Raw genomic sequence first — 21,590 nt, 5'->3', positions numbered from 1 at the left:
TGGTAACGGCTAGTGAGTATGATCGGGTGAATTGCTGGAAACCCCTTAGAGCCTTTCTTGCCACAGCGTAGTTGGAAACGACAGGCGTGATGGTTTGAAAAAAGAAAGGATTGGGCAATCAGCAGCCAAGCTCCTGTCTCGAAAGAGTGGAGAAGGTTCAACGACTAGGATAGACCATCTAAAAGCTAAGCTCAAGGTGATGAAATCCATAGGTGAAACAATGTACATCAGCATTGTGGATCCGAAGTGCCCGACCCCTAACAAATCATGTTGAGGGTGAAGATATAGTCTAGTCATTTATGAAAGTAAATGTTCGCACGATGGCGAAAGAAATGATGAACCAAACTAAGAACTCTATTCTTTCTCAAGCAGCACAAGCAATGTTGGCTCAATCGAATCAAATCCCTCAAGGAGTTTTACAACTCTTGAGATAATTGATTTAGAAGGGCGTCTAGCTTGGTAACGAGCTAGAGTATAACTGGGTGAATTGCTGGAACTTCCTAAAGCCTCATTAACCACAACGTAACTGGAAACGGTAAGCGTGATGGTTAGAAAATAATGAAGATGACACAATGGATAATCAGCAGCCAAGCTCCTTTGAGGAAACTCTGGAGAAGGTTCAACGACTAGAGAAAACGGTCTAAGGCAAATAAATGCTATGACTATGAATCTCGTAGGGCAGCAAAGGCTGTTCGAAGTGCCCAGCCCCATTCGGTAATAGTGGGTGAAGATATAGTCTATTCTGTAATCGAAAGGTACAGTCGCAAAGCAAGCGAACCAACAACCACAAGGCGTACTTCAATTGTTACGTTAATTATAATAGGTTTATTAGAAGTGGGATTGGGATTTTTCCCAATCCTTTTTTGGTTTTTTTCTTACATAATTAAAATAGATCGCTTACAAGAGTAGGAAATCTATTTTAGTTTATTGTAAATTAGAAGGAGATTATAAAATGACACAAAAGCCAATTAAAACAAGACAATTACTTGTTCCACAATACATGCGAGAATTTTCTTGTATAGGTTCTGCTTGTGAAGATTCTTGTTGCATCGGCTGGCGAGTAGATATTGATGAAGATACATATAAAAAATACAAAAAATCACGTGACTTAGAACTAAAACCACTTTTTGAGAAAAATGTAACAAGACAACGGTCAAAATCGTCGGCAATGTCTTATGCTAAGATTAGAATGGAAAATGAAGGTAGGTGTTCCTTCCTATCGGAAGAGAACCTTTGTAAAGTACAATTGAATATAGGAGCAGAGTTTTTATCCAATACTTGTACAGTATACCCTCGCTCGATTAATAGTATTAATGGTGTAGTTGAGAAATCAGCCACCATGTCATGTCCTGAAGCTGCACGTTTAGCACTTTTAAATCCAAGTGGAATTGAATTCGATCAAATTGAAGAGCCAGTTGACACTCGTGGGTTTATTACCAAGCAATTAATAACTAATAATTCGAAGTATACTAATAAAGTACAGAAATATTTGTGGGAATTACGTATTTTTTCAATTCAAGTGATACAGGATCGCACATATACATTAGCAGAGCGTCTCATTATTTTAGGAATGTTCTATCAAAAGGTACAAGGACAAATCGATCAAGGTGATGTACATGTGATTCCAAGTACAATCTCCAAATTCACTAACTTGATGGCTAATCATGGAATGAAAGAACTACTTGTCGAAATACCTACTCTGTTAGAGGTACAAATGGAATTGTGTAAAGAATTAGTTGATTATCGATATGCTCTAGGAATCAATAGTAAAAGATACATCGAGTGCTTAACAGAAATGTTAGAAGGTATTCAATATACAAAAGAAGCAACTGTTGAAGAGGTTACAGAATATTATAAAAAGGCTTTTGAAGAATTTTACGAGCCATTTATGACTGAACATGAGTATATTTTAGAAAACTATCTTGTCAATAGTGTATTTAAAAACTTGTTTCCTCTAGGACAAAAAACACTTTTTGATGATTATGTTATGTTAGTCATCCATTATTCGATGATTAAGCTCCATTTAATAGGTATGGCTGGCTTTCATAAAGGGTTAACGACAGATCTAATTATCAAACTAATCCAGTCTTTCGCAAAAACTGTTGAGCATAACAACACCAATTTACAAAAGATGTTCGATTTACTGAAAGCTAATGAATTTACAACAATGGCTTATATGGCTATTTTAATTAAGAACTAAATAGGGGTCTCGAATGAAACAGCTAACAGAAGAACAATTTGATTTATGTCAGCAGTATCTGAACCTGGTAAGTGGAATTGAAGAAGGGTTTGCAAATGTTATAAATAGTTTCATGGATTTAAGCAAAACTGAGGGTGATTTAGTTGTATCTGAAATTCTTCAAGCATTGACCGCTATTGCCTACACAAATACACTTCTCGAACGATTATTAGTAGATAATGAATCGATCCAGCAGGTGATCACGAATTTTCAGGATGTGATTGTTGCGGCTTTCAAGCTAGATGGGCATTTTGATCATTATGATATAAAAATAAAGATAATAAATGATTTTTTATATCCATCTTTTTCTACTTGGATAGAAATTATTCAGAATGTTTTGGGTAGATATGTCTCACAATAAAGTAATTTAATTTCGGCTTAGGCTAACGCTTCATCAACCAATACGTAACTGGAAACGGTAAGCGTGATGGTCCGAAAATGATGAAGATGATCTAATGGATAATCAGCAGCCAAGCTTTTTTGAGGAAACTTTGGAGGTTCAACGACTAGGGAACACGGTATAAGGCGAAAGCTATGACTATGAATCTCGTAGGGCAGCACAAGCTGTTCGAAGTGCCCAGCTCCATGAAAAACATGGATGAAGATATAGTCTATTCTATGATCGAAAGACATAGTCGCAAAGCAAGCGAACCAACAACCACAAGGCGTTCTTCAATTATTACGTTAATCTTTACCTGGTTTTCATTCAAAGACTTAAGATATTGTATGGAGTCTTAAGTTTGTAAATAAAAAGGTGTCGGAATGGTCTCATTCCGACACCTTTTTATTTTTTCATTGGGTTTGTGCATTTATAGAAATGTTCATCGTACATATAATCATACTTTCGAAAGAATCCTTCTTTTGTTCGAGGACGTGTATAGGGTAAAGCCGGTATGATTTCTTTGCCGTAATGGTAGTTTGTAATGGCTGGGGCTGGAATTTTGTAAGCTATATTTGCTAAAACGTCTTCAGGTTTTCCAACATTCCGCTTATTCCCACTGGCTTTCTCATGTACGGAGTTAGAAATACATGCTTATACTTATCCGTTTTCTTTCTGAAGCTCTCATTAAGATTCGATGGAAAATCTGGTCAAAAGACTGTAGGTAAAAAGAGCAATCTAACTGTTAAAACAAAGTTGATTGGAACGGAAGGTGCGAGACTCCTGCGGGAATGCGAGTCCAAGGGAGACCCCGCAGGCGCAAAAGCGCCGAGGAGGCTCCCGGACCGCCCGCGGAAAGCGAGTGACTGGAGAGGAAATCAACGGTCAAAATTTAAAAACCCAAAAAACTCCAGATATTTTTTTCTGGAGTTTTTTTAGTAGAATCTCTTTTATAACAAAGGATCATTAATGAATGTCTGCAGATGCAACCAAAATGTAAGAGTGACTAAATATAAAATCTTAATTACCGATATAAAAAGTAAAGATATCATATTGGGGGCTTTTTAAATGCTGGAGAGTTTGTCCACGAATATTCTTTCCTCACAACTTAGAACAGCCATCTCAGAGGGAATTAGTTCTTACTATCAAAGAGAAATCAATACAGTTGCCTATTCTGAACAAAGTGTGGAATCCAATCAGCCTAAAAAAGAAAAGGTGCAGGAAGTGGTGGATAGTTTGAACACCTTCCTGGATCCAACACATACGGCCGTTCGTTTTGAATATCATGAGAAGCTGAATGAGTATTATGTCAAGGTTGTGGATGATGTAACGGATGAGACAATTCGGGAGATCCCACCAAAGAAGTTATTGGATTTCTACGCGGCAATGACGGAGTTTGTCGGAATCATGGTGGATGAAAAAATATAAGCGGGTGATCAATTGTGGTACGAGTCAGTGGTTTAGCAAGTGGAATGGACATAGATGAAATAGTTAAAAGCATGATGCAGGCGGAACGGGTGCCATTGGATAAATTAACACAGAAAAAGCAGTATTCCGAGTGGCAGCGGGATGATTATCGATCTATCAATACATCTTTATCAGAATTGGATACGCTCATTCGTGATGGGATTGGGAAAAAGTCTTCCTTCATTAAAAAGGTAGTATCGGTATCGAATCCAGATGCCGTATCCGTTAAAAATGTGAATTCAGCAAGTGATTTCACTGGAAATATTAAAGTGAATGGACTTGCCAAAGCAGCGAGTATGACCAGTACGGAAAAATCGGCTGTTACTGACCCTAAAAAGAAACTGTCTGAATTGGGTATTACGACACCTCAAGATATTACGATACTGGCCATCAATAAAGATGGCGGTTTTGATACGGAAGTAAAAGATGGGATAACAGTAGAAAAACCTTATACGCTTACCCTTAATGCGGATGATACGTTAGAGAGTGTTATCAATAAAATTAATGCCAACTCGGGAGTGACTCTATTTTTTGATGAAAATTCGCAAAAGTTTTCCATCACTGCTAAAAATACAGGTGATGTGAAAGATCGCCCTGAAATTGAATTAGGGGGTACCGGAGATTTCTTCAATACGCTAAAAATGAGCAGTAACAATGAAGGGACTGGCGGTACAATAGGGGAAAATGCATCGATTACTTATAATGGCCTGGACATTTCCCGGCCCTCGAATACGTTTCAGATTAATGGAGCGGAAATAACGATAAAGCAAAAAACGACGGATACAGTAACATTCTCATCAACAGCTGATGTGGATGCCATCTTAGACACGATCACACAGTTTGTGAATAAATACAATGAAATCATTAAAAAGGTTCAAGATAAAACGGGTGAAGCGAAATATCGCTCCTTTACCCCGCTTACCTCGGAGCAAAAGAAGGCAATGACAGAGGATGAAGTGAAGCTGTGGGAAGAAAAAGCAAAGAGCGGAACGTTAAAAAGCGATTCGACATTAAAAAGCCTCCTGACCACAATGAGGTCATCCCTATACACCTCGGTGGATGGAATCACAGGAAAAAACAGTCTCAGCAGTTTGGGAATCACCACGACCAAGAATTATTTGGAGGGCGGTAAATTAACGATTGATGAGGACAAGCTCCGGGCAGCCATTAGTGAGGATCCCAATGCGATTTATAATATGTTCATGGCTGATGGTACGGAAAAGAGCGAAAAAGGTCTCGCTCGCCGTTTGCGGGATGATATACAATCTTCAATGAAAACGATAACGGAAAAGGCCGGGAAAGCCGGATATGTTAATAACTCGTTTACCATCGGGAAGCTGGTTAATGGATTGGATACCCGGATTTCAACATTTGAAGCAAAGTTAACGAAATTGGAATCACGTTATTACAACCAGTTCACGGCGATGGAAAAAGCGATTCAAAAGGCAAACAGCCAAAGTGCATCGTTAGCTTCTTATTTTAGTTAAGGTAAGTCAGAAAGGAAGTTAAATATGGCGATAAATAATCCATATCAATCGTATCAGCAAAATTCAGTCAATACAGCATCCCCGGGTGAGCTTACATTAATGCTTTATAATGGCTGTTTGAAGTTCATCATGCTTGGGAAGAAAGCCATTGAAGCAGGAAATATCGAAGCGAGGAATACGAACATCATTAAGGCGCAAAACATTGTCCATGAATTGATGGTGACGCTGAATATGGATGCGGATGTATCCAAAGATATGATGAGTCTGTATGATTTCATGAACCGGCGTCTGATAGAAGCGAATCTGAAAAATGATGTTGCTGCCTTGGAAGAAGTGGAGGGACTTGTTACTGAGTTCCGGAATACTTGGAAAGAAGTAATTCAAATCAATCGGAAAAAACAATTCACCCAAAGCGGTCAAGTGTAATGGTGATTAGAACCTTTCATGATTTAACCGCTGAATTACTTGCCGTTCTGGAAGATCACTCGATCACAGAACGTGATGAAAAAATAGAAAGGGTCACACAGCTGATTGATCAGCGAGATGGACTTCTTTCTCAAATCAAACCGCCTTTTACTGGTGAAGAGCAGCAGCTGGGACGTGCAGCACTGTTGCTCAACCAACAGGTCGATCACTTGCTGAAGCTCCAAAAGCAGGAGATACAGCGGGATATCCAGGAAATAAATAAGAAGAAAAAATCATCCAATAAATACACGAATCCGTATGAAAGTCTATCAGTTGATGGTATGTTCTACGATAAAAGAAACTGATTACGCAACCGTTTGGTTTCCAAACGGTTTTTATGTTAATTATTTTTAAATTTTCTGTAAATAAAATAGGCTTAATTTTTTCTTTATAGCATAGCATTTGATATAATGAAGCTAGGGCAGACATCAACCCTTCCAAACCTTCCGACAATTGTTTCATTATTTCGACATATTTCATGATGTGTTTCTAAAAGGAACCGGAGGGGTATTGTAGAATCTAACTGTATAGTCTTAATTTAAGGAGGACTCACTTTATGAATTACAACGTACGCGGTGAAAACATTGAGGTAACTCCAGCAATTCGAGAATACGTCGAAAAGAAAATTGGCAAGTTAGAACGATATTTTAACAATACACCAGATGCAAATGTGTTAGTGAATTTAAAAGTAAACAATAATACATCAAAGGTCGAAGTGACGATTCCCATGCAGAATTTGGTTCTTCGTGCTGAAGAGGAAAATGCGGATATGTATGCTGCCATTGACTTGATCAATGATAAGCTTGAACGCCAAATTCGTAAACATAAAACGAAGGTCAATCGCAAGTTCCGAAACAATCTATCGACTGCACCAGATGCATTCGCCTTCAATACGGAAGTTGACGAAGTGGTGGATGAATTCGAAGACGATAATGATATTGAAGTGGTCCGCAATAAGCGCTTTGATTTAAAGCCGATGGACAGTGAAGAAGCGATTTTACAAATGAATATGCTTGGTCACAGTTTCTTCGTTTACACGAATGCGGATACTAATACAACGAACGTAGTGTACCGCCGAAAAGATGGACGCTATGGATTGATTGAACCTAGTTAATTATTATTCTAAGATCACAAGCACAGCCCAGCCTTTGGGTTGTGCTTTTTTAATGCCTGTTGATAGAATTTGTTTGAAAAGGAAAAAATGATTGCTTCTTTTGTTCTCTAAAGAATTCAAATTAACGAAAGACGCTTAATAAAGAACAATTTTTGTTCTTTATTAAGATAAATAGTCAGTTTTACCTATTTAATAACCCCTTTCTTTTGCACTATACTCAAATTGTAAGTTCTTTAAAAAGAACGATTGGTTTTTTATAAAAAACAATTTGATTAAGGTGCAGAGGGGTTGGATTACTTGTATCGAAAGAATTGCCATACTTGCCATAGGGCTTCTTTTAGCAGTACGGAATATGGAAAGTGGCTTTGCCCGACCTGCGGTGAGGATTTAACTGCGCAAAAAGCCTTGGATGCACTTACAATGGAGAGAATCAATGCGCAGAAACGGAATATTAAGAAGAGTAATATTTTACTATTTTATAAAAAAAGAAATTGAATAATTCTATGAAAAATCACCTGGAGTTTGAATTTTCTTAATATTGTAATATTTTGTCGGATAAAAGTTTTTGCATTTAGGTAGATTACCGACATAAAATAGCAATATATGGAGTGGGTATCCGTTATAATATGATTATAAGTAATGTATTTGGTAATAAATACCACGACAAAGGCAAACTTATTGAAAGATGAGGGCGCAAAGGCACAGGTCTAAGGTCCTCGAGACTATGATGGCTGGTCTGCCTGAAATACAAAGAGTATTTTAGGAGGTAGAAGAGGTGGCTAATGTGGAGATGGATCAAGAATGGGTGAAATTGATTTCAGAAGCAAGGAGCTTGGGTTTCAAAAAAGAGGAAATCAGTGCTTTTTTGAAACGGGAAAGCCTTGAGGTAACATTAGAGGAGAACAATGGAAAATAGCTTCCGAACAAGATCGAGAACATCCCTATAAACAGTAATTCGATTCATTAGCTGTTTATAGGGTTTATTCTTCCTTGAGATTCTAACAAGTCTAGCTTATTCAAACTGTATTCTTCAGGATTATGTAGGTAAACTAGTGCATTACCACTCTACTCTTCTTTATCTTTTCTCCATTTATTAAACTCGATAAATTCCCTGAATTGTTGTTTTGAAACACCCGAATTCATGGCTTCCTCAACGATTTTCATCCAGTCAGTGTCCAAGGTTTCCTTATTTGGTGCATCATAAAGCAGGGCATCAACAGGAATGTTAAGTACGGCGGAGATTTTTTCAAGAAATTGAATAGAAGGATTCGTTTGTAAGTTCCGCTCGAGCGAACTTAAATAAGACTTTGCCACACCCGCTTTATCGGCAAGTTCAGTCATCGACATTTTCTTTTCTTCTCGCAGTTTTTTTACACGTTCACCAATCATCAATACCACCTCGAAACATGTTCTATTTATCTTCCGCTAATAAGTGTCAGTAGCCAATCTTATCATTCAAACAAGACGACTGTAAGGTTGGATTACCTTGACATGCTATCGCTAGAGAGGACACAGCATCTAGTGATGGAAGGTTATGGATAATTCTCATTTACACATGGAATAGTGGGGAATTTGCAACATATTTTTTATACTTCCTTCTATTTTAACAGTTTTACTCCTCATTTATCCATTGTTTTTCGCAAGAATTGAATTCAGGTCTATACCAGGGAAGTGACATGAAGTTGTACCTCTATGATAGAAGTGGTAAAATTAAGCGTGCATTAGTAATAATAGAAGTGTGTTTCTTCTTACTTATATGAATTTTGTCATTGAACGATCATTACCATAATAGAGGAGCGTTATTGAATGCTTAATATATTAAATAAAGTTTTTGATCCGAATAAGCGAGAAATCAAACGTTTAGAAAAAATCGCCGATCAGGTCGAAGCGCTGGCTGATGAGACGGCAGCGTTATCGGATGAACAGTTGCGTGCCAAAACGGGTGAGTTTAAAGAGCGTTATCAAAATGGGGAAACCGTTGATGATTTGCTTGTTGAGGCTTTTGCGGTTGCACGTGAAGGGGCAAAGCGTGCTCTGGGCTTATATCCTTACCGTGTTCAAATCATGGGTGGGGCATCACTTCATGATGGAAATATCTCCGAGATGAAAACAGGGGAAGGTAAAACCTTAACATCCACCATGCCGGTTTATTTAAACGCGCTTACCGGTAAAGGTGTACATGTCGTTACTGTCAATGAATACTTGGCACACCGTGATGCCACCGAGATGGGCGTATTGTATGATTTCCTTGGTTTGACCGTTGGATTGAATTTGAACAGTCATTCTAAAGAAGAAAAGCAGGCGGCGTACAATGCTGACATTACGTACAGTACGAATAATGAGTTAGGTTTTGATTATCTTCGTGACAATATGGTGTTATATAAAGAACAAATGGTACAGCGTCCGCTGCACTTCGCCGTCATTGATGAGGTCGATTCGATTTTGATCGATGAGGCAAGAACGCCATTGATCATTTCCGGTTCGGCACAAAAATCGGCTCAGCTTTATATCCAGGCCAATGCGTTTGTAAGAACCTTAAAAAAAGAAACCGACTACACATATGATGAAAAGACAAAAGGTGTTCAGCTGACGGAAGATGGGATGAATCGAGCTGAAAAAGCGTTTAATATCGATAATTTATTCGATATTAATCACGTTACTTTGAATCATCATATCAATCAGGCGTTAAAGGCGCATGTTTCCATGCATTTGGATGTGGATTATGTTGTCCAGGAAGGCGAGATAGTCATCGTTGACCAATTCACTGGCCGTTTGATGAAAGGCCGCCGTTACAGTGAAGGTCTCCACCAGGCGATCGAAGCGAAAGAAGGACTTGAAATTCAAAATGAAAGCATGACTCTTGCGACGATTACATTCCAGAACTATTTCAGGATGTATGAAAAGCTTTCAGGTATGACCGGTACAGCCAAAACGGAAGAAGAGGAATTCCGCAATATTTATAATATGAATGTCATTGCGATCCCGACAAACAGGAATATCATCAGGGACGACAGGGCAGATCTTATATACGCTACAACCGATGGGAAATTCAAGGCTGTTGTGGAAGACATCGCCGAACGCTATACAAAGGGTCAGCCTGTGCTTGTCGGTACGGTTGCCATCGAAACATCTGAAGTCATATCTGCCTATTTATCCAAAAAAGGAATCCCTCACGATGTTTTGAATGCCAAGAACCATGAGCGTGAAGCGGAAATCATTGCGAATGCAGGTAATCAAGGATCAGTTACGATCGCTACGAACATGGCAGGGCGCGGTACGGATATCAAGCTTGGTGAAGGTGTCAAGGAGCTTGGGGGCCTTGCTGTCATCGGTACGGAACGTCATGAAAGCAGGCGTATAGATAACCAGCTGCGTGGTCGGTCCGGCCGTCAGGGAGATCCAGGGGTCACTCAATTCTATTTATCAATGGAAGATGAATTGATGCGCCGCTTTGGTTCGGATAACATGAAAAACATGATGGCACGCCTTGGTATGGATGATTCCCAGCCAATTCAAAGTAAAATGGTGACAAGGGCCGTTGAATCCGCACAGAAACGGGTCGAAGGCAATAACTTCGATTCACGTAAGCAATTACTGCAGTATGACGATGTTCTCCGTCAACAACGGGAAATTATTTATAAACAGCGTTTCGATGTCATGGAAAGTGAGAACTTACGTGAAATCGTCGAAACGATGATCACGGCATCCATCCAGCGAAATGTTGTCGCGTTTGCACCAATGGGCGATGAGGAAGGCTGGAATTTACAAGGCCTTGTCGATTACCTGAATGGTAACCTATTCAATGAAGGTTCAATCACTGTAGCTGATTTGGAAGGGAAAAATGAATCGGAATTGGTTGAGTTCATTTTAGCAAAAGTGAAAGAAAGCTATGACCAAAAAGAAGAAGAGCTATCTGAAGAACAAATGCGTGAATTCGAAAAAGTAATCGTTCTTCGTGCAGTCGATAGTAAGTGGATGGACCATATTGATGCGATGGAGCAATTGCGCCAAGGGATCCACCTTCGTGCTTATGGCCAGATCGATCCGCTTCGTGAATATCAATCAGAAGGTTTCGCGATGTTTGAAGCGATGATTGCTTCAATGGAGGATGAAGTCGCAAAATACATCATGAAGGCCGAAATCCGCAACAATTTGGAACGCAAGGAAGTCATAAAAGGACAAGCGGTCAATCCGAAGGAAGAAGACGGGGGAAAAGTGAAAAAAGCCCCTGCACGTAAAAAGGAAGACGTTGGCCGAAACGCGTTATGCCCATGCGGCAGCGGTAAAAAATATAAGAATTGCCATGGCAATTTAGGCTAAAGTTAGGTGTATAATGATTATGGGACGGTTAAGTGTAAGGCTTGCCGCCTCTTTTCATGTTTTGTTTGCATAAAGCAATACATTTGCATATAGTTTGGAGAGATTTATTTGTAATGAAGGGAATCCCTCTTCAGGGATTTTTTTAACATACTTAATGAGGTGAAGAGAAATGGAATTAGCAGAAATTAGAAATGAACTTGAACGGACAGCGCAACGATTAACGGACTTTAGGGGGTCTCTTTGACTTAGATGAAAAAGAGGCACGAATCGCACAGCTAGAAAATGAGATGACACATCCCGATTTTTGGAATGATCAGCAAAAAGCACAAACTGTCATCAATGAAACGAATGCTTTAAAAGAACAAGTCAATCAATTGTCCGACCTGAATGAATCATATGAAAATCTGGATTTGACATATGAATTAGTGAAAGAGGAGAATGATCAAGAACTTTTAGCGGAGCTGGAAGAAGAGATCACGGTTCTTGCACAAAAGATGAATGACTTTGAACTTCAACTTTTACTAAGTGAAGAATATGACTCGAAAAATGCCATTCTTGAACTGCATCCTGGTGCAGGCGGAACGGAGTCCCAGGATTGGGGTTCCATGCTGCTGCGCATGTATACAAGATGGGGTGAAAAAAGAGGCTTTAAAGTGGAAACCCTTGATTACCTTCCAGGTGATGAAGCTGGGATCAAGAGTGTCACTTTAATTTTCAAAGGCCATAACGCCTATGGTTATTTGAAAGCGGAAAAAGGGGTACACCGTCTTGTCCGTATTTCTCCTTTCGATTCCTCAGGACGACGCCATACTTCATTCGTTTCATGTGAAGTCATGCCAGAATTCGATGAGACGATCAATATAGAAGTACGCACGGAAGATTTGAAAATCGATACGTACCGGGCAAGTGGTGCAGGTGGTCAGCATATCAATACAACGGACTCGGCAGTCCGGATCACCCATATACCTACGAACACCGTGGTAACGTGCCAAAACGAGAGATCTCAAATCAAAAACAAGGCCCAGGCCATGAATATGCTGAAAGCCAAATTGTATCAACGTGAAATTGAGCAGCAACAAGCGGAATTGGATGAAATCCGTGGTGAGCAAAAGGAAATTGGCTGGGGAAGCCAAATTCGTTCTTATGTTTTCCACCCATATTCCATGGTTAAAGATCACCGTACCAGTGCGGAGACCGGAAACCTGGGAGCTGTCATGGATGGCGATATCGATATGTTCATTGATGCGTACTTGCGTTCAAAATTATAAGATCAGCCAGTCGGACCGGTTTCCCCGGTCCGGCTTTTTTTTCCCTTTTTAATGAATCTTCTGGCTGACATTTACAGGATTGAAAAGGGATGCTCTACCTCGTTCGGCCAATACTAGATAATAATGATGGTTCGAGGAGACTTATGCAAAATGAAGAAAAGATACCGGGAGCAGAGGCACCCTTTAATTCAAAAGTTAACGGAGTATGGATTGGTGATTGTCGGTTCATCCATAATTGCCATTGGTTTTAATGTATTCTTACTGCCTAACCAGGTCGCATCTGGCGGGGTCAGCGGGATTAGCACGATTCTCGATTCAACTCTCGGTTGGGAGCCAGCCTACGTTCTTTGGGGTTTTAATATCCCTTTGTTCATTGCGGGGCTCATTATCCTTGGAAGACATTTCGGAGCCAAAAGCCTGATTGGAACCCTGTTTCTGCCATTAGTGGTATTTCTGACAAAGAATTGGGATGCTTGGACGAATGATGCATTGCTTGGTTCGATTTGCGGGGGGATGATGGTCGGACTTGGGCTGGGAATCGTCTTTCGCGGGAAGGGTTCCACAGGGGGGACCGATTTGGCGGCACAGATTTTCCATAAGTATACCCATCTGTCATTGGGAACCTGTGTGGCAGTCATTGATGGAATCATCGTTTTAAGTGCTGCCATCGTTTTCGATATTGAAAAAGGGCTTTATGCATTGATTGGATTGTATGTGACAAGCAAGACGATCGACCTCGTCCAGATTGGATTGAACCGTTCGAAGATGTCACTGATCATCACGAATAAAGAAATGGAAGTAAGGGATGCTATCATACATGAGCTGGACCGGGGTGTGACAGGCATATCCGGGTATGGCGGCTATACGGATGATACTCGTCCAATTTTGATGTGCGTAATAGACCAGTCGGAATTCACCAAATTGAAACAATTGGTGAAACTCGTTGACCCTAAAGCGTTTGTAATTGTAATGGACGCATCGGAGGTACTTGGGGAGGGTTTTAAACTGGATTGAAATTGGTATAATGTTCTTGTGCTGGTATAAATCAGAGGGGGTAAATTCAATGAAAATGAAGTGGTTCGCCTTAGTTTTGGGTACTTCTTTGGCCTTGGCTGCATGCGGTGGGAACGATGATGCTGCAGATAAAGAGCCTGCAAGTGAAAATAATGAAACGACTACGGCAGGTGCCGGTGATGCCGCAAAAATTTATGAAAACAAATGTTCAAGTTGTCATGCAGTGAATCTTGAAGGAGGCGTGGGACCGAATTTAACGAAGGTCGGTTCCAAGCTATCAAAAGCAGATATTGAAAAAGTCATAGCGAATGGCCAAGGTGGAATGCCACCAGGTATAATCCAGGGCAAGGAAGCAAGCATGGTCGCTGAATGGCTTGCTGGACATAAGTAATGATTGACGAAACGTTCTGCTTAGCAGGACGTTTCATTTAGCCTCCTTTAAAACCTCGAAACAACTCACATTTAACCCCCTTTTCAAGCAATCGAATCCTGGAATTATTACATAGATGTTGATATATGTCTAACTGAAATGAAACTGTAATATTTTTTATGCTTAATTTGACAATATATGATGTTATAATGTTTCTGTGCTCAAGTAAGAGAGATTCCTGTCAGATTTCAGTGAAAATTGTCGAAAAGCTGTTGATACATAGTGATAATCCAAGCAAATTAGGTGGTTTTAGAATGATAGAAATGATAGATGTGAAAAAGACATATCCAAATGGCGTAATTGCCATTAATGGAATCAATGTGAAAATAAAGCCAGGCGAGTTCGTTTATGTAGTGGGTCCGAGCGGTGCCGGAAAATCGACCTTCATCAAAATGATGTATAGGGAAGAAAAGCCTACAAGCGGTAATATTTTGGTCAATGGCCTTAGCCTGCCAAGTATCCGCAATTCGAAAGTTCCTCTATTCCGCCGTAATATCGGTATGGTATTCCAAGATTTTAAACTCCTTCAAACATTCACTGCATATGAAAATGTTGCTTTTGCCATGGAAGTTATTGAAAAGGAACCAGAAGAAATCAAAAAGAGAGTCATGGAAGTCCTTGATCTGGTCGGCATTAAACATAAAGCAAGAATGCTTCCTTCCGAGTTATCTGGCGGGGAACAGCAAAGGGTTGCAATAGCCCGTTCGATCGTAAATGATCCCAAGGTAGTCATAGCCGACGAGCCTACAGGTAATCTTGATCCCGAAACATCATGGGAAATCATGAACATATTCGAAGAAATTAATAAACGCGGAACTACACTTGTCATGGCAACTCATAATAGGGACATCGTCAACAATATTAAACGACGTGTCATTGCCATTGAAAGTGGAAAAATAGTTCGCGATGAACATCGAGGTGATTACGGATATGAAATTTAGAACATTGCTCCGTCACTTCCGTGAAAGTTTTAAAAATATTGGCCGTAATGGATGGATGACGTTTGCTTCAGTCAGTGCAGTAACGGTCACTCTAACTTTAGTTGGCGTCTTTTTAGTGCTCATGATGAATTTAAATCATATCGCGGGAAATGTGGAGAAAGATGTCGAAGTTCGTGCACATATTGATAATGCGGCGAATGATGACGATATAAAAACTATTGGTAAGCAAATTATGGAGATAAACGGCATTGAATCAGTGATTTTCTCTCCAAAAGACGAAGAGCTTACTAATTTAATAGATGATTTAGGAGATAATGGTGAGGCGTTTAAACCATTTGAACAGGATAACCCATTAAGGGACGTTTATGTTATCAAAACGAAATCTCCGCAAGATGTCATCAAGGTGGCAAAAAAAATCGAAGGTATGGAGTATATCCAAAGTGTTAAATATGGACAAGGCTACGTCGAGAAACTATTCAGCTTTGTTAATATTGCTAGAAACATAGGGATCGTACTTATTGTAGGATTACTATTTACTGCAATGTTCCTGATTTCGAATACGATTAAAATTACCATTGTAGCCAGAAGAAAAGAAATTGAGATCATGAGATTGGTAGGAGCAACGAATACATTCATCCGTTGGCCATTCTTCTTGGAGGGACTGTGGTTGGGAGTCCTCGGTTCCATCATTCCGATAGGTCTGATTGCAGTACTCTACTACAATCTCTATAAATATGCAGCACCGCAGATTACGTTCAAATTCATCGATTTCCTGCCTGCAAATCCGTTTATTTATCAAGTTTCGGCCATCCTCATCGTAATTGGAGCCGTTATCGGCATATGGGGCAGCTTGATGTCCGTCAGGAAGTTCCTGAAAGTATAAAAGTGTATCTTTGCTCGAAAGCCAAAAGTAGCCAGACATAAATAGAGAGACGTTACAAGGCACGGATGTAACGGGTTGAAAGGGGAAATGAAACGTGAAAAAAAATATCATTGCCATGAATGCCTCCATCATGATCGGGTTGGGAAGCATTCTAGCGGCACCTTCGGTTTATGCTGAGTCGATTTCGGACTTAGAAAAACAGAAAGACTCCATCCAGGAAAAACGTTCGGGTGTTGAATCGAATATTTCTGACACGGAAAAGAAAATCGATAACCTGCAGGATAAGCAAATGACAGCAGAAGACCAAATCGCTGCCATTGAAGCGAAAATTGCAGAGTCCGCAAAAAAAATCGATGCTAAAAATGCTGAAATTACACAAACGAAAAAAGAAATCGAGGCATTGAAAGAAGAGATTAAAGTATTAAAAGAGCGGATCGCCAAACGTAATGAAGTATTGAAGGAAAGGGCACTTTCTTTCCAGGAGACTGGCGGGGACGTGAACTACCTTGAAGTATTATTTGGATCATCCAGTTTTGGGGATTTAGTTGACCGTGTCGGAGCTGTAGCGACAATCGCTGAAGCGGACCGTGATATTTTAAAGCAGCATGAGCTGGATAAAAAAGATCTGGAAGAAAAGCAAAATGCCGTTGAAACGAAGCTTGCCAGTTTAGAAGTGGCAAAAGCTGAACTATTGGAAATTCAAAAGCAACAAAAACAGCAGAAGCAAGAAAAGGATGCTTTAGTTAAGAAATTAAAACAACAAACTGAAAAGCATGAACATGAGAAGATGGGTCTAGAGGAAGAAAAAGCGAATCTTGCTGCTCAAGAAAAAGCCATCAAATCTGCCATCAGCTTAGAGCATCAACGTCAAGCCGAATTGGAAGCAGCGCGTAAAAAAGCGGCAGCTGAAGCGAAAAAACGTGCAGAGCAAGAAGCTGCACAAGCGGCTGCACAAGCAGCATCACAAGCATCCGAATCAAAAAAACAATCCACTTCTTCAGGATATAGTGCAAAAAGTAACAGTTCATCATCATCTTCACAACCTTCGTCTAATGTAAGTCAAGCGCCAGCGCCTACGCCTGCAGTATCATCGGGTACTTTCACTAGACCAAGTGCAGGATATGTATCTTCAACAATGGGTGAACGATGGAATAAACAGCATGCCGGCATCGACATCGCTGCTAGCGGAACGGTTCCAATTGTAGCTGCAGCCGACGGAGTCGTAAGCCGTTCTTACTTCTCAAGTTCATACGGTAACGTCATCTTCGTCACCCATTCGATCGGCGGTCAGCAATGGACTACTGTGTATGCACACTTAAGTTCGAGACAAGCAAGCGAAGGTGCTGTAGTTGCCAAAGGTCAACAAATTGGCATCATGGGTAACACAGGACATTCATTCGGTCAGCATTTACACTTTGAGCTACATAAAGGCGCATGGAATTATAGCAAGTCAAATGCTGTTAATCCATTAAACTATATACCTAATTAATACCCAATATATGAACGGAAAAACAGATCAGGATAAATTCCTGGTCTGTTTTTTTTTGTGTAGTGTCACCATATTCTATAAGCATATTTCTTCCAATCGCCTCATATAGTGAAATACATATCAGGTCAGAAATGGGGATAAATATGGTCAAAAAATGGGTACTTCCTCTAGCAATCATCATGTCACTAGCCATTGGAGCAGTGGGGGGCATATATTGGACAAGCCTTCCGGCCAAGAATGAAGCAAAGGATGAAAGTCAGGAAATAACGAAGGATAAGGAATGGGCAAAAGTGGAACAAGCTTACGGTTTGATCGTAAGTCAGTATGTAGAACAGGTGGACGGCTCCAACCTGGTGGAGGGTGCCATCCAAGGCATGCTGTCAGCGCTGAAAGATCCTTATTCCGTATATATGGACAAGGAGACCGCCAAGCAATTCAATGAAACCCTGGACTCCTCTTTTGAAGGGATCGGGACTGAAATCGGAATGGAAGATGGTAAGGTCATAATTGTTTCTCCTTACAAAGACTCGCCTGCAGAAAAAGCTGGATTAAAGCCGAAAGATCAAATCCTTAAGGTGAATGGTGAAAGTGTAGAAGGTTTGGATCTGTATGAAACACGCCTGAAAATCCGCGGCAAAAAAGGATCTCCCGTCAAAATGGAAATAAAGCGAGCAGGGGTGGACAATCCACTTGAATTCAATATGGTGCGTGCCGAAATTCCATTGGATACCGTATTTTCATCAATTAAAGAAGTTGCCGGAGAACAAATCGGTTATATCGAGTTGACCACATTCTCGGAAAAGACTGCGTCTGATTTTAAAAAGCAGATGAAAGAACTGGAAAAGAAGGGAATTAAGGGCTTGGTCATAGATGTACGAGGCAACCCAGGTGGCCTTCTTTCTAGTGTGGAAACGATTCTTGGCGAGTTTATCACAAAAGACAAGCCTTATTTGCAAATTGCAGAAAGAACGGGTGAAACACAATCGTTTTTTACAAGCCTTAAGAAAGCGAAAAGTTATCCCATTGCCGTCTTGACGGATAAAGGCAGCGCCTCAGCCTCGGAAATCCTGGCAGGAGCGATGCAAGAGGCGGGAGGCTATCCATTGGTAGGCGAGAAGACCTTCGGGAAAGGCACAGTACAGCAAGCTGTACCAATGGGTGATGGCAGCAAGATTAAACTTACGTTATATAAGTGGCTGACGCCTTCAGGAAACTGGATCCATAAAAAGGGGATCGAACCAACAATCAAAGTGAAACAACCGGAGTATTTTGATGCCCATCAGCTGGCTATTGAGAAGGTGTTGCAAAGGGATATGAATGATGAACAAATCCAGTATGCCCAAAGCATTCTGAAAGGACTTGGATTTGAACCGGGCCGTGAGGATGGATATTATGATTGGAGTACAGAAATCGCAGTAAAAGCATTCCAAAAACAATTTGGCCTGGAAGTGACTGGTAAGCTTGATGCTAAAACCGCAGCACATCTGGAATCCGCCATTCTGGAAAAGATCCAGGATGAAGATAATGATATTCAGTTACGCACGGCTTTGAATTATTTAGTTAAATAACTTGATGGCACCGTTCCCTTGGAGCGGTGCCTCTTTTGCATTTGTTCGAGCCCCGCCTGCGAACATGAACGGCAGTATAGGGGAAACTTAAGATAAAGCTACTTTTTCTGCATCTTAATAGGCATGGAGGCTACATTTTTGATAGAATAGGAGGTAACTGACCAGAACGAAATTTGACAAAATTTTGATTACTTTTGAGGATGGTGGAAAGAAATTGACAACGGATTGGCTGATAGCATGCTTAATGGGATTAGGAAAACTCTTCCTTCATCCTTTGCTTTATGTTTCGATTGCCTATTGTTTATTCATCGGCTATCTTCGCGTTAAACGGGAACGCCATGATTTTAATACGAAGATCTACAGTTTTTCCATGGAGCTGCGTTCCATGTTACCTCAAGGATTGATATGGGGATTGATCCTTTCCTTCCTTACACTGGCTACTGGACTCGCCATTCCTATGGCGGCGCTGTTCATCATGGCAGTGGTAACGGTTTTGTCCATGCTATCCATGAAAAGGAGGTTTGTTTCCCCCGTTTATACGGTGGGACTCACCTTCTTTATCCTTTTCTTTTTATATGATAGAGATATCAAGCTTACATTATTTCAGGATGCCCTTAATCAGCTGGATCGGTCCGTATATCCGACACTTGTCATTTTAATAGGGTTATTACTGATTGCTGAAGGGTTTTTGATTGTCGGCAACGGAAGTAAAAAGGTCTCTCCCCAGTTGGAGGTATCCAAGAGGGGACAGCCGATAGGTGTGTATGTTTCACAGCGAGTTTGGCTAATTCCCATGTTCGTTATGGTTCCTGGAGGACAACTTCCAGTGCTTTTCGAATGGTATCCGGTTTTTTCAATCGGGGACATGTCCCTGTCGCCGATCGTACTGCCCATTTTAATCGGCTTTAAGCAAAAAGTGCATGGGACGCTCCCTGAACTGGCCATTAGGGCGCAAGGCAAAAAGGTAGGGGCATTGGGAATTGTGATTACGCTTTTGGCGGCAGTGGGTTACTGGTACCCTCCATTGGCAATCATGACGGCTGTTTTAGCAATCCTCGGTCGTGAATTTCTGCATTATTCCCAAAAGGCAATGGATCAAAAGCTTCCTTTTTATTTTTCGAAAAGTAAGCTGGGTGTCCAGATCTTAGGCGTTATCCCTCAATCTCCGGCAGATAAAATGGGGTTGCAAAAAGGCGAGGTCATTTCGAAAATAAATGGTGTCGTCGTCAGGGAAGAAGAAGAGTTATACAGGGCGCTCCAAATAAACCGGGCACATTGCAAACTTGAGGTCATTGATAATAATGAACAGATTCGTTTTGTGCAAAGAGCTCTATTTGACGGGGAGCATTACGAATTGGGCCTCTTATTCGTAGACGATCAATTGAAGGAAAGCGGACAAGTGGGTTAATGACATGAATATAAAATAAAACGGCCTTTCTCGAATTATATCGAGAAAGGCCGTTTTCAATAGAAACGTGTTATTACTTTTCAAGCATGATCTTTTCTATATCTTCAAGCATTTTATTAGCTGCAATAACTCCGCCAGATGTATTCCATGTGGCGTCGCTAACCTCATGGGCATTTCCGTTTTTGACTGCATCAAGGTTTTTCCAAAGTGGATCATTCGTCCATTCTTTTGCTGTGCTTAGGGCTTGTTTGTCCCCTTCAGGAGCGTAAGTGAAGTAGAATAGAATATCTCCATCCATTTTAGGGATGACTTCTTTCCCAACTTCAATGGCAAGGTTGCCTAATTTATTATCTGCCGTGAACAGTTCCTTCTGTTGTTCTGCACGTTTAAATCCTAATTGATCGAAAATCACTCCAGAGAATGAATCTGTGTAATAAATACGAGTAGTTCCAGCCATGAAACGAACAATGGAAACTTCTTGATTTACTTTATCACCCAATTTAGCTTTAAGATCTTCTGTTTGTTTATCGAATTCTGCAATTACTTCGTTCCCTTTTTCTTCAAGGTTCAAGGCTTTTGCATATAGTTTAAAGTTTTCTTTCCAATCTCCTCTTAGCGTTTCCGAAAAAACGGTAGGGGCGATTGCATTTAATTTATCATAAACAGCTTCTTGGCGTATCTTGCTTCCGATAATCAAGTCAGGCTTCAGTGATGCGATTTTCTCTAAATTAACTTCATGTTCAACACCAACAACTTCGACCCCATCCATATCATCTTTAATATGGTCGTACCAAGGGTCGCCAAGCCATGATTGAACGGCACCAACAGGTTTAATTCCTAAAGCAAGCAATGCTTCAGTGCCTTCATTTGTTAGAACGACCACTCTTTTAGGTGTTTCTTTCAACTCGGCAGTACCCATGGCATGCTCAATTGTGTAGCTTTTTTCCTCTTTCTTGTCTTCAGCTTTATTTCCATCGGCTTTCTCATCCGAATTCCCGCAAGCTGCTAGAAGAAAGACTGCAAATATTGTAAAAATCGTTAATAATGACTTAAATCTAAACATCTATGTATCCCTCCCAATTTTCCGGCAAATGATAATCATTCGCACTTAACAGCAT

At 40.5% G+C, this 21,590-nt stretch carries 21 protein-coding genes and 1 riboswitch; of the genes, 19 read left to right on the top strand and 2 right to left on the bottom strand.

The window, feature by feature from the left end; all coding sequences use genetic code 11:
* The first annotated feature begins 299 nt into the window (after positions 1–299).
* From OSJ91_RS26400 to OSJ91_RS26355, 10 genes are all read left to right on the top strand, one after another.
* On the top strand, positions 300–434 hold the full coding sequence (locus tag OSJ91_RS26400) for a flagellin (protein ID WP_485890727.1): 135 nt from the start codon (positions 300–302) through the stop codon (positions 432–434).
* 518 nt (positions 435–952) lie between these two features.
* Positions 953–2,200: a flagellin lysine-N-methylase gene (fliB, locus tag OSJ91_RS26395; protein ID WP_485890726.1), complete on the top strand. Its 1,248-nt coding sequence runs from the start codon at positions 953–955 to the stop codon at positions 2,198–2,200.
* Between the two features lie 13 nt (positions 2,201–2,213).
* Entirely contained in the window at positions 2,214–2,600 is a 387-nt protein-coding gene (locus tag OSJ91_RS26390; RefSeq protein ID WP_485890725.1) for a DUF8042 domain-containing protein, read from the top strand.
* 778 nt (positions 2,601–3,378) lie between these two features.
* A complete protein-coding gene (locus OSJ91_RS26385) occupies positions 3,379–3,588 on the top strand; it encodes a hypothetical protein (protein ID WP_485890724.1) in 210 nt (69 codons plus the stop codon).
* A gap of 98 nt (positions 3,589–3,686) precedes the next feature.
* Positions 3,687–4,046, top strand: a complete 360-nt coding sequence (flaG, locus tag OSJ91_RS26380; protein WP_485890723.1) for a flagellar protein FlaG — start codon at positions 3,687–3,689, stop codon at positions 4,044–4,046.
* Between the two features lie 14 nt (positions 4,047–4,060).
* Positions 4,061–5,572, top strand: a complete 1,512-nt coding sequence (locus tag OSJ91_RS26375) for a flagellar hook-associated protein 2 (RefSeq protein WP_485890722.1) — start codon at positions 4,061–4,063, stop codon at positions 5,570–5,572.
* 24 nt (positions 5,573–5,596) lie between these two features.
* The gene (gene fliS / locus OSJ91_RS26370) at positions 5,597–5,998 is read left to right on the top strand and encodes a flagellar export chaperone FliS (protein ID WP_350300564.1); all 402 of its coding nucleotides are present in this window, start codon (positions 5,597–5,599) and stop codon (positions 5,996–5,998) included.
* A complete protein-coding gene (gene fliT, locus OSJ91_RS26365) occupies positions 5,998–6,342 on the top strand; it encodes a flagellar protein FliT (RefSeq protein WP_485890721.1) in 345 nt (114 codons plus the stop codon). The genes fliS and fliT overlap by 1 nt, the downstream gene beginning before the upstream one ends.
* 251 nt (positions 6,343–6,593) lie before the next feature.
* Positions 6,594–7,151, top strand: a complete 558-nt coding sequence (gene hpf / locus OSJ91_RS26360; RefSeq protein WP_214750236.1) for a ribosome hibernation-promoting factor, HPF/YfiA family — start codon at positions 6,594–6,596, stop codon at positions 7,149–7,151.
* A 658-nt stretch (positions 7,152–7,809) separates the two neighbouring features.
* Positions 7,810–7,895, top strand: a riboswitch (cyclic di-GMP riboswitch).
* A gap of 31 nt (positions 7,896–7,926) precedes the next feature.
* Positions 7,927–8,067 carry an anti-repressor SinI family protein gene (locus OSJ91_RS26355; RefSeq protein ID WP_230176152.1) on the top strand — a complete coding sequence of 47 codons (141 nt, stop codon included), beginning with the start codon at positions 7,927–7,929 and terminating at the stop codon, positions 8,065–8,067.
* A gap of 149 nt (positions 8,068–8,216) precedes the next feature.
* Here the strand turns inward: OSJ91_RS26355 and OSJ91_RS26350 are convergent, their stop codons facing one another.
* Positions 8,217–8,540 carry a helix-turn-helix domain-containing protein gene (locus OSJ91_RS26350; RefSeq protein ID WP_063233922.1) on the bottom strand — a complete coding sequence of 108 codons (324 nt, stop codon included), beginning with the start codon at positions 8,538–8,540 and terminating at the stop codon, positions 8,217–8,219.
* A 417-nt stretch (positions 8,541–8,957) separates the two neighbouring features.
* Here OSJ91_RS26350 and secA point away from each other — a divergent pair, with 417 nt between their 5' ends.
* The 9 genes from secA (at position 8,958) to OSJ91_RS26305 (ending at position 20,472) form a co-directional block, all read left to right on the top strand.
* The gene (gene secA / locus OSJ91_RS26345) at positions 8,958–11,471 is read left to right on the top strand and encodes a preprotein translocase subunit SecA (RefSeq protein ID WP_241593075.1); all 2,514 of its coding nucleotides are present in this window, start codon (positions 8,958–8,960) and stop codon (positions 11,469–11,471) included.
* Positions 11,472–11,640: 169 nt separating this feature from the next.
* A protein-coding gene (prfB, locus tag OSJ91_RS26340) for a peptide chain release factor 2 (RefSeq protein WP_241593077.1) occupies positions 11,641–12,739 on the top strand; the annotation gives its coding sequence in 2 pieces (ribosomal slippage) (positions 11,641–11,703 and positions 11,705–12,739; 1,098 coding nt in all).
* Between the two features lie 150 nt (positions 12,740–12,889).
* A complete protein-coding gene (locus OSJ91_RS26335; protein ID WP_485890720.1) occupies positions 12,890–13,753 on the top strand; it encodes a YitT family protein in 864 nt (287 codons plus the stop codon).
* A gap of 49 nt (positions 13,754–13,802) precedes the next feature.
* Positions 13,803–14,144 (top strand): cytochrome c551, encoded by a 342-nt coding sequence (cccB, locus tag OSJ91_RS26330; RefSeq protein WP_350300560.1) that lies wholly within the window; start codon positions 13,803–13,805, stop codon positions 14,142–14,144.
* Positions 14,145–14,437: 293 nt separating this feature from the next.
* Positions 14,438–15,124 carry a cell division ATP-binding protein FtsE gene (gene ftsE / locus OSJ91_RS26325; protein WP_061141190.1) on the top strand — a complete coding sequence of 229 codons (687 nt, stop codon included), beginning with the start codon at positions 14,438–14,440 and terminating at the stop codon, positions 15,122–15,124.
* The gene (gene ftsX / locus OSJ91_RS26320; RefSeq protein ID WP_350300559.1) at positions 15,114–16,007 is read left to right on the top strand and encodes a permease-like cell division protein FtsX; all 894 of its coding nucleotides are present in this window, start codon (positions 15,114–15,116) and stop codon (positions 16,005–16,007) included. Before ftsE ends, ftsX begins: the two co-directional genes overlap by 11 nt.
* A gap of 94 nt (positions 16,008–16,101) precedes the next feature.
* On the top strand, positions 16,102–17,496 hold the full coding sequence (locus tag OSJ91_RS26315; protein WP_485890719.1) for a murein hydrolase activator EnvC family protein: 1,395 nt from the start codon (positions 16,102–16,104) through the stop codon (positions 17,494–17,496).
* 143 nt (positions 17,497–17,639) lie between these two features.
* Positions 17,640–19,064 (top strand): S41 family peptidase, encoded by a 1,425-nt coding sequence (locus OSJ91_RS26310; protein WP_350300557.1) that lies wholly within the window; start codon positions 17,640–17,642, stop codon positions 19,062–19,064.
* Between the two features lie 214 nt (positions 19,065–19,278).
* Complete coding sequence (locus tag OSJ91_RS26305) at positions 19,279–20,472, top strand: PDZ domain-containing protein (RefSeq protein WP_485890718.1); 1,194 nt, start codon at positions 19,279–19,281, stop codon at positions 20,470–20,472.
* 73 nt (positions 20,473–20,545) lie between these two features.
* On the opposite strand, the gene OSJ91_RS26300 is transcribed toward OSJ91_RS26305, so the two are convergent.
* Positions 20,546–21,535 carry an ABC transporter substrate-binding protein gene (locus OSJ91_RS26300; protein WP_350300555.1) on the bottom strand — a complete coding sequence of 330 codons (990 nt, stop codon included), beginning with the start codon at positions 21,533–21,535 and terminating at the stop codon, positions 20,546–20,548.
* Positions 21,536–21,590: the final 55 nt, after the last annotated feature.

This window comes from Bacillus sp. T-10(2022), from assembly GCF_056502895.1.
Note: the sequence above shows the minus strand (reverse complement) of the source record. Positions and strands in the feature narration are given on the sequence as shown.